The following is an 11,578-nucleotide window of genomic DNA, read 5'->3' as shown; positions in this document are numbered from 1 at the left end:
TGGGTCGGCGAGGCTGCCAGGCAGGTACCGATCAGGAGTAGGCAGACCATTGCCAGGAGCGAGCCGGTCCTGGAGAGAGCGGTGTGTCCGGTGCGGACCATGCTGTGATTCCTTCCTGAAATGTGGGACGGTTCGGAGAGGGCGGCAACACGCTCTCCAGGCGCGGATGTTGAGCAGAGCGACCGGCGAACCCCCGATGGCTCGATGACGGGCGGTGGGGCGTAAGGCGCGGTGGGTACACGGGCACATCTTGTGCCCGCGGTTGTACGGATCGGCGGACGGATACCGCGCCCCCGGCGAAGGCCAGCCTCGACAGATCAAGCACGGCCACCGGCGGCACGCGTCCGACGCTGCAACAGGCCTGCCCCTCAGGCGGCTCAGACTGCACCAAAGCGAAGACGTCCACGCCGGCCAGTGAGGCGAGTCCTTGCGGCGTCTCACAGTTCAGCAGTGCCGGAGTGACGCGGGCCATTGACCACACGACGCCGGCTCCCTGTCAGATGTCGGAAGTCACCGAACCAGTGCAGGTGCTCACGAGTTGCCAGTTGACTTTCGTGACGGACAGGGCGGAGATGATCAGTGTCCTGGGCCGTACCGGTGCGCACAGTGTTGATGATGCCTGGGCTGTCGGAGATGTTCTGCCTACCGGCGCAGGTCATCAGCATCGCCGCGGAGGCGACCTGCGCGCCGGACAGCAGCCCGAGCACGGCCGGACAGCCCACCAACAGGCCGACGCAGGCGCGCCGCCCCGCAATCGGCAAGCAGGGTTGGTTCACATATGGCCATGGTCTCTCCCAGGGCGCGGCTGACGCGATTGGTAGACGCGGTACGTCCAGGCTGCACACGTATTCCCCCGCACTGAATAGTCCGAAAGGACCGGCGCGCACACTGCTCCCACCGCTCACACCCGGCACGCTACGGCCACACGGGGTGCGCCTCCCCGGCGGAATCGCCTCACCAGCACGGGGACTCTCCCATCAACGGTGACCCTGCAGCTGAGGACTGGGTTGCCGTCCCGGTTCCGAACATCCCGGTCGACAGGTGGCACACCGCCGAGATGCTCGAAATCCAGGCCGATACGGCGGGATGGCTGTCCACTGCCAGGCGCACGGCCACCCCACCGCTCCCGACCCGTCACAGACCAGGAGAGAACCCATGATGCCCTTACCCCGCTACGTCCTTGCCCCGGCCCACCGCACCGGCGACATCTCCGGCTGGCAGCTGCACCGTGACGGCCGGTTCCTGGACTGCCACGAGCCCTTCGTGGCCCGGAGCTTCGACCGCGACGTTCGCGCCCGGCGCCGGATCAGTGATGGTGCCCATGGCAATCAGTCCTTGAGGCACGGCCGTACGACCCATGGTCACAGGCCGGGACGGGTGCCCGCAGCAGGGTCTGCAAAACATGTGCAAGTCCGCGCGTGATCGGCGGAGTTGACTGAACAGAAGAGACCCCCGACGACCACGCGAACGGCCCCGGGGTATGGCCATCAACCACCAAGGGGTTGACGACATGACCCACGCTAAGGCCCTGCCCAGCGCAGCGGCACTCCACCTCGAGGGGCGGCGAGCATGATCGCAGCGCGCCCTCGCCGGGCCGGGCACCCCGGTTACAACCTGACCCTGCCCCGCGAAGCCGAGACCGCGGCTGGTGCCCGGAGCCTGGTGCGCGTCGCACTGGCTGCCTGGCAGCTGGAGGACCTGACCGAGACGGCCGAGTTGGTGCTGTCCGAACTCGTCTCCAACGCGGTCCGCTACGCGCACGGCACGTCGGTGCGCATCATCATCGACCGGCCCACCGACACGTGCGTCTACCTCGCCCTGGTCGACCGCTCGCCTTACGTGCTGCCCCACCCGCGCGCCCCGATGGCCACGGAAGACGCCGGCCGGGGACTGCTCGTGATCAACGCTCTCGCCGACCAGTACGGCTACGACCTGCTCGGCCCCGAACAAACCCCCTGGGGCAAGCGGGTGTGGGCCCAGCTGGCATCCAAGGCGGACACAGGCTGAAGGTTCCCGCTACGGCGGTTGCGGCAGCGTCCACGGACTCTCAGCAGCACGCAGGAAGCTGGCGTCCTGCACGCAGACGGCTGCCAGCAGGTGATCGGACGTCGTGCGGTAGGTGCTGCTCATGCGCAGATGGAAGTCCGGGTGTGCGGTGCGGGCCGCTTGCTCGTGCCGGTCCGCGAGCAGGAGAGCGGAAGCGGCACGGACCCGGGCGCGCGCTGCCCGTTCACGAAGGCGTTGACCGTGCATTCCCTGAGAGCGGGCGTTGACGGCGTCATGCCCGTGCACGCTACGCCCAGGGCAGGGCAGGTGCACCGGGAGCGGCGGGCCGTCCTGCGGTTGCTTTCTGGCGCAATACGGCGCATCCGCAGGGCCGTTGAGGGTGGGGGGAGTAGCGTCGAGAACGCAGGACGGCCGCCGCCACTCATGGGTGGCGGCGGCCGTCAGCGCGCAAGGAGGGAGCGTTTTTCTTCGCCTCCTTGCGCGGGGCGTGCTGCGGGCGCCTCCGCTGCGCTCCGTCGCCCTTGCCGGTCGCTGCTCCGCTCCGCCGGGTGTCCCGGCTTCGCTGGGGCAGCAGGTCGGCAGTGGAGTGGGCTGGCGAGCGTTGCACCTTCCTTCCGGCCGAGACGACCGTCTCCCTGCCGCCCGGCTGACGCCGCGGGCCCTTGCCGGACCACGTGCCGCGCTCCCCACCGGCCACCGATTTGTCTTGTGTCCAAGGCGGCCCCGCAACGCACACCGGTGCCTTGAGGCCCTCAGAGCCGCGCGTGCGTCGCCAGCCGCCGACCGGGGTCGACCGCCGGAACCAGCCGACGAAGAGTCTTCCGGCCCTGGTCGGACTTGCCACATACCGATGCCCACCACCGCTGCCCCACCGCGCGCGCCGGCCGACTACCGGCCAACTGGGGACACCTGCCGTGAGTCACTGCTTATGGTGCACTCGGAGCGCGCGGTGTTCACCCGAGGCGCGTCCAGGCGGGGGGTGTGCGCTGCCCCGTTCGGGCCATGGACGCTGTGGGCGTCGCCCCGTACGTTGCGCACAGGCCGGCCTGCGGGGCCGCACGGAGCGATGCCTCCAACCCGGATTCCTTTGAAGGAGATAGCCCATGCACCGTCGTCTGTCCGTCCTGGCTTCCGCCGGGGCACTCGCCCTGTTCGGCTCGCTCGCCGCCGCGGTCCCCGCCCAGGCTGAGGCCCCGGAGAACCCGACCGTAGTGTGCGAGGACGCAAACAACGAGATCAACGTCAACTTCCAGGGCAACACCGCCGGCACCGCCGCCAGCATCTACCACGGCTGCGTGTCGGTTACCTTCCCGCAGATCGTGTACGGCAAGGTCAAGCCCAGGTCCGGCACCGCCGCCGGCACCCCGTCCGCGGCCACCGTCAACATCCCCGGCTGGACGATCGTCTGGTATGACGCCAACGACGACGAAGTCGCCGAAAGCCTGTTCAACGTCACCTTCACCTACCTCGGCCCCGTACCGCAGGTGATGGTCGGGACCATGGTGGCCACCAACCCCCTCCTGCAGGCCAGCGCCGGCACCGCCTCCCGCGCCTGCCAGACCAGCGACCTGTGTACCTACTACAACACCGCGTTCGTCATAGGGCTCTGATCGGAAACGGGCGAGGCGGCCATACCCTCATGAACGGCCGGACCGTCACACCGCTCCGCCTCCACCGGTCGACATCGGCACGAGCGTGCCACAAGCTCTCCGGGGCGCCTTGCGATCGACATCCTCTGTGTGTTCGCGCGGGTGGGGTACACGCACCCCGCTGCGGGACCATGGCTTCACTCTCGTGTCCGGTCACAGTCGGCTCGACAGCGTGCAAGTGCGGCCCCCCCCGCAGTCGAACCCCCTCCCTTCCACCGAAGGGGCCCGTTGTGAGTAGTCGATTCCCCGCAGTACTTGTGGCACCTCTGTTGACGGTCGCAGGCGTTCTGGCCGTGTCCATTGGCACCGCTCATGCCGACATCTGCGCGACGTCACCTGCGCGGCCGGCACAGAGACCGCGACCTATGACCCGCGGTACCGCAGATTACCGGCCGGGTGGTCGACCTGCTGGATTGCGTGGGGGCCGGCGTCAGCACCCGGACCGGTGTCGTCACCTTCGCCCTGACCTCCCTGACGAACTAGCGGCGCGCCTTGTAGCCGCACCCTTCCTCGAACAGCGGGTGACGGGCCGTGGCGCATGGTGGCCGCCCGGTGTAAGGGATCGGTGTGCGCGAGGTCGATGCGCCAGCCCGTGCTGAACCGTGTGCGGCATCCTTTGTCCCCCTCCCGAAGGCAACCTGGTCGGCGATGGCCTAACGGATCATCGCCTTGACCAGGGCCGCCTTCGGGAGGGAGCCGATGCTGTCGTCGTTTCCGGCCCGGCGGCACCGTTCCCGGTCATCTGTCAGTCCGACGTCCGGGGGTGAACGACAAGGTCAGACAATGTTGACGAGGAAGGGCCCGGCGGTGGAGGTGAGTCCCGTGGGCGTGGTGCAAGCGAGCAGGTCGGTACTGGTGATGACGACCGTGTTGACTATGGTGTGCCCCACGAAGTCCCCCGACGTGACGGGGCCGGTGGCCACCAGCACGGTCGTGCCGTTCGGCCGCAGCGCCAGGCTGCTGGTGAACGTGAAGCGTGAGGGGGACGTCCCCGGGTTGCTCCAGGAGATCGTGCCGGTACCGGCGCTGCTGCCGCCGAGGCAGTTGAGGTCGCCGCCGCCGGTGAAGTGGTAGGTGCCGGCTGTGTGGTTGAGGTCCAAGGACATACAGGGTCCCAGAGTGCCGGTGCTGTCGACATCGACCTGCGGAGCCGGTGACGACAGGGTGAGTCCGGGGCTGTAAGTGGTGTTCTGCACGCCCAGCGGGCAGGACACCAGGTCTACCGCCGCGGTCTCGGAGGACGCGGATGCGGGGATGGCAGATCCCAGGGTGAGAGCGAGGATGCCGCTGGTGAGAGTCGTCAAGGATCGCATGGAAGAGTCCCTCGGTCGCAGTTTGGTGTGTGGGTCGGCGTGCCTCGGCTGGGCGTCGGACATGGTGAGAGCGATGAGTCGGTGGTGCTCGCTGGGAAGGTTGTGCCACATCGAGCGGTCGGGGGAAACGTGCATGACGTGCACCGTGTACGCAGGCTACGGACGGCGCTGGTTGCGGAAGTCGTCGATGACGTCGTCCAGGCGACGACCGACGACCGTGGCGATGACCGAAGCCGGGTTGTTGGCGCCTGCCATCGCTGCACGCTGCTCGTAGTCAGCAGGTCCGACCGCACGAGGCGACATGCGCTGTTGCGGCACAGTGACGCGACCGGAGAACGGAAGGCGTGGGACCGGTCGGTGCTCTGAGCCGACTTGTCGTCCGGTGATGTGCTCGCGTCCTACCGTCCCGCAGTGCTGGTGGCGCGCCCGGGGTCACACGGACGTGATCTCCAGGGTGAATACCCCGTAGACCCCGCCACCTTGAGCCACCACGTACTCGGCCGCGGTGACGGGGCTCTGCGGAGTCGTCTCACCGACGCAGACCAGCGGGGTCATGTCGGCCTGGACAACGGCGGCGATCTTCCGCGCTACGAGGTTGTCGTCCTCCTGGAACACACGGCGGCGTTGTGTGTGGCCCACCATGACGTGGGTGCAGCCGATCTCGGCCAGCAACGAAGGACTGACGCCCCCCGTCGCGGCGCCGCCCCGGAGCCAGACGTCCGGTGCTCCGACGCTCACGCCGCTGCCGTCCAGCCGTTGCCGGGCCGGGATCACCCAAGGAGGGGGCAGGCAGACGAAGAAGGGCAGGGCGGCGAGCTTGTCGGCGAGCGGCAGGATCACGGTGTCCAGCCAGCGGAGCGTATCGGCCAGGCCGAGGTTCATCTTGGTGCTGGTGCAGCTGATGACGGTCGAGAACATGGTCTCCGGCACGTGCGGGTCTCCTCCGGTCGGGCTATGAGCAGAGCGAGTGACATGAGCAGCGAGGCGAACGGCAGGGAGGTCATTCCAGGTTGTTATGTCGTGCACATCACGTCCGGATCGATGTCGCGGGTGCGCTGGATGGACAGGACGAGACGGTCGAAGAAGGCCAGTGCCCCCTGCTCGAGCAGAGTCCCAACGAACTGGGTCGAAGCATCCTGTTCGTGATCCTGGCTGTAGTCGGCGAGATGGACGCCAGGTCCGCCAGTGGCGAGTCGGCAGCGGCAATGGCAGCCGCCACCCGCGCCCCGGCTTCTTTCGCCGTCGCGGCACGCTGGACGACGGCCGACGTATGTCCGGAATCGCTGAACGCGACGACCAGGTCCCCTGAGCCGACGGCGGGGCATGTGATGTCGGTGGCCACGTGGGCAGGCAGCCCGAGGTGCATGAGGCGCATCGCAAAGGCGTCAACTGCAAGTCTGGAACGGCCCACCCCGAGGACGACGACGCAGCGGGCCTCGAACAGCGCATGGACGAGATCCTGGGCCGGATCCTCGGCGGTCCGGGGCAGCAGGGCCTCGATCTCGCGCAGGACGGTGCGCCGGGCAGCAGCGAGGGGACCGTCGAGGCTCACGGCCAGAGGACCCGGCTCAGCGGAAGGGAGGTTCGGGTCCACCATGATGAATTACCGGCCTTTCTGCGGTGTTTCGAACAGGAGTTGAGGACGCTTCGAGGGCGGGGGCTGCCAGGCGTCGAGGTGAAGCATTTCGACAAGCGGGTACCAGGAGGCGGGCAGGAACGTTTCTCCCGTTGGTGCGTGACGGGCGACAGCGCAACCTGGATACCTCCTTCGGGCAGCCGCAGGACACCGGCGGACCTCATGCTCCACACGGCGTGCTGCGCGATGGAGTCGGAGCAGACGCAAAATGGTTCCGCCGATGCCACGTTGCCTCATCGAAAAGCCTTATTCCATAGTCACTTCGGGGGGCGCGCACACCCGGCCCGCCCGTGCACGCCCGAGTGAGAAACCACACGCACCGAGTGAGAAAAGGAAGAACTCAGACGCCTTTCGTTCCCAGTCGAGAAACCTCTCCCGAACCCCATGAGACCCACGCACCACCGTCCCGCGAAAAGATCGGGAAAGGAGCTGTCAGGCCGCATACCCGGCCGCCCGTGGAGAGGGAGCGTCGGGCGACAGTCCGGCGCGCATTGCGCGACGCCGTCCTCACGGGTCGTGCCGTGCCTGCGGGCGCGCCCGGTCCGGCCGGACCTGTGCACGGCGCGACGCCGAGGACTACCGGAACCCCCTGCCGTGATACGCCATCTCGGCCCGTCCGCCGCCATCGCAGTCGGCGCCCCGCTCACCTGCTCTTCGTTCCCGGAAAACGGTCAGACTCGAAGTCACCGCGGACACTCTGCCCACCGCACCGGTCGCCGATCCCTGCCACAGCCCATATCGTGACGAAGGCAAGCGCAGCTGTCACGAAGCGCCTTCTCATGCTGAAGCACCTCGGATCGGTGAGCGGTTGACACGCTGGACGGTTCACTGAACCTCTTTCATCCTGAGTAGTCGCAGGTCAGCAGTACGTTGGATGGCCTGGACGATGCGGCTGATGCGGCGGGTGGAGGAGCGTGCTCTGCGCATGATGCGCCAGGACTTGAGTGGGCGAAGGCCCGTTCGCCGGGCGCTCGGAGTCGAGCGTGGTCGCGGTTGAACTGCTGGTAGTGCTCGGGTTGTTCGCTGTGGTGGTGGTACGGGGTGCGGAAGGTAGCGCCGGCGCGGTCGCGCTCTACGGTGCCGCGGCCGGGAAGCGGACGTACGCGGCGGTGGCCGCGGATCTCGGCATCACCGCTGCGGACGTGGGTGCACAAGGACGAGAACCAGGCCGTGTCCGGACGCCGTGACAGGGGCGGTGCGGTGGATGAGCTGGCCCGGCTGCGGGCGGAGAACGTCGCGCTCGGCATGCAGGGCGGTGACACGGCGAAGAAGGCCTACCTCAACTACGACTACGAGCCCGGCACCCGCCGCCTCACCCGTTCCTTCGTCACCGACGACGTCCACGCGTACATGCCCCAGGAACTGAAGTTCACCCAGGACGACGCGGGCAACGTCACCTCCATCTTCGACGCCACCACACAGGGCGGCACCGCCAAGGCCGACTACCAGTGCTTCACCTACGACGGCAACCGCCGCCTCACCGAAGCCTGGACCCCCAAAACCCCCGACTGCGCCACCACCAGCCGCACCACCGCCAACGTCGACGGCGCTGCCCCGTACTGGACGTCATACGACTACACACCCTCCGGCCAACGCAAAACCCAAACGCAGCACACCAGCTCCGGCAACACCACCACCAACTACACCTACGGCAACACACCCACCAACCAGCCCCACCCCCTCACCCAAACTGTCACCGGAACCACAACCGACAAGTACATCTACGACGACACCGGCAACACCACCAGCCGCCCCAGCGCAGCCGGCCAACAGACCCTGACCTGGAACAGCGAAGGCAAACTCGCCACCACCAGCACCACCAAAAACTCCACGAGCTACCTCTACGACGCCAGCGGAGATCTCCTCATCCGCCGCGCCACCGGAGACGGCGAAACCGTCCTCTACCTCGGCGCCACCGAAGTCCACCTCACCACCAAGGGCACCACTAAAACCCTCTCCGCCACCCGCTCCTACACCGCGGCCGGCCAGACCATCGCCGTCCGCACCGCCACAACCGGCGTCAGCGGAACCAAACTCAACTTCCTCGCCGCAGACCACCACGGCACATCCAGCATCGCCCTCGACGCCACCACCTACGCCGTCACCAAGCGCTACAGCACCCCCTTCGGCGCCCCCCGCGGCACCAAACCCACCACCTGGCCAGACGACAAGGGTTTCCTCGGCAAACCCACCGACACCACCACCGGCCTCACCCACATCGGCGCCCGCGAATACGACCCCACCATCGGCCAATTCCTCAGCATCGACCCCCTCCTCACCCTCGACCAGCACCAGTCCCTCAACGGCTACAGCTACGCCAATCAGGCACCCACCACGGGTAGTGACCCCACTGGTCTGCAATTTGCAGAATGCGCCACAGGGGTTGCCACCCACTGCCGCGGTGGCTCACCCAGCAAAGACTCCACCATCGACGTCAGTAAAGAGAACACAGCTTGCTACCCCGGTCAGTGGTGCTTCGACCTTGGCGGAACGGCACCGGTGGATGGCACTGGATCCGTCAGCAGCGGTAGCGGTAACGGCGGGAGCGGCCACGACAGTTGGGTTCCGGACTGGATCGCAGGTCCAGTCGACTCCGTGATGAACTATGGAACGGCCATCGTGTCGACACCGGACATATGGTGGGGTGCCCTAGAAACCATTGGGGGCATCGCACTAACTGGGTTCGGCGCAGACACCATCGCCGCTGGTGGCACCTATTGCGTAGGCACGCTTGGCGCGGGATGCCTCGCGGGCGGCGGTGCCCTCGTAGTCGGCGGTGCGGGCATGGTCGGCGCCGGTATCGGCGACGGTATTGGCCGTATCAATGATGGCCTGGGTAAGGCCCTCAGGGAAGCGCACGGAAAGGCAAGCGGAGGCGGTGCCGATGATGCTCGCCCAACCGTCAAGTGGCAGCAGGATAGTACCGGGTATGACGGATGGCAGCACACGTTGGATAGACACCGCACGAGCGGTAAACTATATAGCTCTGACAAGGGAGTCTTCGAGGGGAAATTCGTTAAGGGAGAAAAGCTGAAGCAGCGCATCCAAGAAGCTGTGACTAACGGTAGCAAACGGGCGAACACCAACGGTCGTGACGGAAACATCTATGAGTACAATTTCGGCCCTGGTAAGTCAATCGGGAGGCTCTCCGAAGACGATGGTGGTGGGGTATCTACGGGTATTAGAGTGATCCTCAATGAAGATGGCAGCTTGCGCACGGCTCACCCCATGTAGGCGGCCGTATGACCCTGACCGGTGCGAGGCTGTAGCCTCGCACTTAGCCTCCTAAAATTGCCCCAATGGAAACAAAGGGAAGACATGCTGAAGATCGATTTTACGCCTGATAGTAGCAGGGATGTCGGGTCGGGTTATCGGCAGGCCTGGCAGAGTGGGCGGATCGACTTGGCCGCCCTTAGTGAGACCGATCTGCGCTACGGGTTCTTCGAGTATCCAGTAGAGTTTTCGGTTGCGGGCCATGCATTTTTGTCCGGAGCGCGCCCTCCGTTGGTCGACTTCATGTACTCCCTGGGTAATTCCTTGCTGGCGCTTCGGGATCTTGGCTCTGCGGAGATCGACTTCACGGAGAATTCGTACGTAATTCGCCTTGTGCTAGTGGAAGATCAAGTCCGGTTGACCTCTACCCGCGGAGTGCCGGACCCCTGTCCGGCTTGCCCGTTCGATGTATATGCCGCCGAAGTGCGATCGTTTATTGCAGCCGGGCTTAAGTGTCTCGAATTGCGTCATCCGGCTCTGGCCCACAACAAGGCATTGCACGACTTGCATGCATTGGCACGGGGCTGAGGGAGGACGATTGGACTCCAGCATCAGGGGGCCCGCCTTACGAGTTGGTGCGTGATAGCGGATGAGGCGTCGTGCCTAGGAGGTGGCATGATCCGGCTGTGGCGATCATGGTCAACCGGGCGGTGCTGGCGCATCGGCTGTTCACGGGGATCTCGCAGCGTCATCTGGCCTGTGTGATCGACGAGTTGGCGGTGCCGTGGGAGGCCGGACTCGAGAGCCGCCGTCATGCCGCGCGGGGCGGGGCCAGGAAGCGGGCCGCTGGAGCCGGCGCCCGCCACCAGCTGGTGTTCGTCGACCGGCTGGTGGTGACATTGATCCATCTGCGGCACGACCTGCCGCACTCGGTGCTCGGGCTGCTGTTCGGCGTCGACCGTTCCACCATCACCCGCGCGATCACAGAAGTACGCGCCCTGCTTGCCGAGCGCGGGTATGCGGTTCCCGACCGCCCCGGCCTGCGACTTCGGACCCTGGCCGATGTGTTCGCCTATGCCCAGGCGGAGGGGATCGAACTACGTCTGGACGCCACCGAAATCCAGGTTCGCAGACCGCCCGCCGGCCGCGGCGGACGGCAGGCGTTCGTGTCGGGGAAGAAGAAACAGAACACGATGAAGGCCACCGTCATCGCCGACCACCGGGGCCGCACGCTATGGGTCGATGCCCTGCGACCCGGACGGATGCATGATGCGACCGCTGCACGCAACGAAGGCATCGCCATCTGCTTCCAGCAGTTTCCTGACGTTCAGGTACTCCTCGACGACGGCTACCTCGGGCTTCGCCGTGATCACCCAGGGCAGGCGGTAACTCCGCCGAGAAAAGGCAACAAGATCAGCCCGCCCGAAGTGCATGAAGCCCGACGCCGGGCCCGCCACCGGCACTCCTCCAGGCGCATCACCGTCGAACACGCCCTCGCCGACCACAAACGCTGGAAGCAACTGACCCGCTGGACACACCGACGGGAGGTTCTGCCCGCCACCTACCGAGCCATCGCCACCCTCGTCTCCGACCGCACCATCACCGACTGACGACAGCCACACGACCAGGACAAACACGCCTCAGCCGCTATCACGCACCAACTCGTAAGGGCTTGCAGATCATTAACACGTCGTCTTGATCTTGCTGCTGGCCTCGCTGCTCTGAGTCAGAACCCGTGCGTGGAGGACCGTGAGGGCGGC

9 protein-coding genes and 2 pseudogenes are annotated in these 11,578 nt (G+C 66.4%); 5 read left to right on the top strand and 6 right to left on the bottom strand.

Translation table 11 applies throughout. The annotated features are described in order from the left end of the window. Window positions 1–437: 437 nt before the first annotated feature. Both ACZ45E_RS39620 and ACZ45E_RS39615 read right to left on the bottom strand, forming a co-directional pair. Window positions 438–776, bottom strand: coding sequence for a hypothetical protein (locus ACZ45E_RS39620; protein WP_468231373.1), 339 nt, complete (start codon window positions 774–776; stop codon window positions 438–440). A 388-nt stretch (window positions 777–1,164) separates the two neighbouring features. Beyond that, window positions 1,165–1,323, bottom strand: coding sequence for a hypothetical protein (locus ACZ45E_RS39615; RefSeq protein WP_468231370.1), 159 nt, complete (start codon window positions 1,321–1,323; stop codon window positions 1,165–1,167). Window positions 1,324–1,569: 246 nt separating this feature from the next. Here ACZ45E_RS39615 and ACZ45E_RS39610 point away from each other — a divergent pair, with 246 nt between their 5' ends. Together ACZ45E_RS39610 and ACZ45E_RS39605 are read left to right on the top strand one after the other, a co-directional pair. Further along, complete coding sequence (locus ACZ45E_RS39610) at window positions 1,570–2,007, top strand: ATP-binding protein (protein ID WP_468231367.1); 438 nt, start codon at window positions 1,570–1,572, stop codon at window positions 2,005–2,007. A 1,103-nt stretch (window positions 2,008–3,110) separates the two neighbouring features. Next, window positions 3,111–3,617 (top strand): hypothetical protein, encoded by a 507-nt coding sequence (locus tag ACZ45E_RS39605; protein WP_468231365.1) that lies wholly within the window; start codon window positions 3,111–3,113, stop codon window positions 3,615–3,617. 815 nt (window positions 3,618–4,432) lie between these two features. Here ACZ45E_RS39605 and ACZ45E_RS39600 read toward each other — a convergent pair. The 4 genes and pseudogenes from ACZ45E_RS39600 to ACZ45E_RS39585 form a co-directional block, all read right to left on the bottom strand. After that, window positions 4,433–4,960 carry a hypothetical protein gene (locus ACZ45E_RS39600; RefSeq protein WP_468231363.1) on the bottom strand — a complete coding sequence of 176 codons (528 nt, stop codon included), beginning with the start codon at window positions 4,958–4,960 and terminating at the stop codon, window positions 4,433–4,435. Between the two features lie 441 nt (window positions 4,961–5,401). After that, window positions 5,402–5,899, bottom strand: a complete 498-nt coding sequence (locus tag ACZ45E_RS39595; protein WP_468231360.1) for a triose-phosphate isomerase — start codon at window positions 5,897–5,899, stop codon at window positions 5,402–5,404. Window positions 5,900–5,996: 97 nt separating this feature from the next. Continuing rightward, entirely contained in the window at window positions 5,997–6,521 is a 525-nt protein-coding gene (locus ACZ45E_RS39590; protein ID WP_468231358.1) for an SIS domain-containing protein, read from the bottom strand. 923 nt (window positions 6,522–7,444) lie between these two features. Beyond that, window positions 7,445–7,666 (bottom strand): annotated as a pseudogene (locus tag ACZ45E_RS39585) (transposase family protein); the annotation flags it as partial. 172 nt (window positions 7,667–7,838) lie between these two features. Here ACZ45E_RS39585 and ACZ45E_RS39580 point away from each other — a divergent pair. The 3 genes and pseudogenes from ACZ45E_RS39580 to ACZ45E_RS39570 form a co-directional block, all read left to right on the top strand. Continuing rightward, window positions 7,839–8,960: pseudogene (locus tag ACZ45E_RS39580) on the top strand (RHS repeat-associated core domain-containing protein); the annotation flags it as partial. A gap of 963 nt (window positions 8,961–9,923) precedes the next feature. Continuing rightward, window positions 9,924–10,406, top strand: coding sequence for a hypothetical protein (locus ACZ45E_RS39575; RefSeq protein WP_468231356.1), 483 nt, complete (start codon window positions 9,924–9,926; stop codon window positions 10,404–10,406). A gap of 107 nt (window positions 10,407–10,513) precedes the next feature. Continuing rightward, entirely contained in the window at window positions 10,514–11,428 is a 915-nt protein-coding gene (locus ACZ45E_RS39570) for a transposase (RefSeq protein ID WP_468231376.1), read from the top strand. Window positions 11,429–11,578: the final 150 nt, after the last annotated feature.

The sequence above is a fragment of the Streptomyces sp. NPDC030991 genome, from assembly GCF_055571235.1.
Note: the sequence above shows the minus strand (reverse complement) of the source record. Positions and strands in the feature narration are given on the sequence as shown.

What these genes read in the sequence shown, in the direction of transcription:
- ACZ45E_RS39615 (WP_468231370.1), bottom strand. Translation starts at nt 1,323, where the DNA reads ATGGGCACCATCACTGATCCGGCGCCGGGCGCGAACGTCGCGGTCGAA.
- ACZ45E_RS39610 (WP_468231367.1), top strand. Translation starts at nt 1,570, where the DNA reads ATGATCGCAGCGCGCCCTCGCCGGGCCGGGCACCCCGGTTACAACCTG.
- ACZ45E_RS39605 (WP_468231365.1), top strand. Translation starts at nt 3,111, where the DNA reads ATGCACCGTCGTCTGTCCGTCCTGGCTTCCGCCGGGGCACTCGCCCTG.
- ACZ45E_RS39575 (WP_468231356.1), top strand. Translation starts at nt 9,924, where the DNA reads ATGCTGAAGATCGATTTTACGCCTGATAGTAGCAGGGATGTCGGGTCG.
- ACZ45E_RS39570 (WP_468231376.1), top strand. Translation starts at nt 10,514, where the DNA reads ATGGTCAACCGGGCGGTGCTGGCGCATCGGCTGTTCACGGGGATCTCG.